Source organism: Vibrio sp. 2132-1 (genome assembly GCF_033344315.1).
In genome coordinates, this window is sequence record NZ_JAWPON010000594.1 from 1 (window position 1) to 587 (window position 587).

The following is a 587-nucleotide window of genomic DNA, read 5'->3' on the forward strand; positions in this document are numbered from 1 at the left end:
GTAACGGCTGCGTGATTTATGCAGCTTTTCCGCTTGAGTCAGGAAGCTTTGGTATTTCTGTTCCACTTCTTGAGCCAATTCATCCAGACGTTCATCAGAGCAATCCAATGCTTCGATTTGTGCTAGAAGGTCTTGGTGATGTTGGTATAACTCATCAGGCATAACATGATGCTTACGAGCCATCGACATCACTTTAGAAAAACGCTCTTCGACATAAGCCATACGACCTGGATCAACATCGATGCCATCCAAGTAGCTACGAAGTTCGTTTTTGGTTTCTTCTAGCTGGATCATCGCGTCAGCCAGCATATTTGGTAGCTCGGCTAATTTTTCATCTAATTCCGCTAATTGAATTAGGGAGTGATTGGCCGATTGCAAAATACCAAGCGCATTGACTTCTTCACCTTCGTAAATAAGTTCGAGGGCTTGCTGACAGGTAGCGGCGAGTTCACCGCTATTGGACAGTCGTTTGTGCTCTTGCTCGAGTTCTGCGAATTCTTCTTCACCTAGCGATAACTCATTCAGTTCTTTGATTTGGTATTCAAGCAACTGTTTTTGCGCCTGATTCTGCTGGCTGTTTTCCTTGA

Annotated in this window: 1 pseudogene; it reads right to left on the minus strand. The window is 44.5% G+C overall.

The features are described from left to right. Positions 1-587 (minus strand): annotated as a pseudogene (locus R8N47_RS26850) (DNA repair protein RecN); the annotation flags it as partial.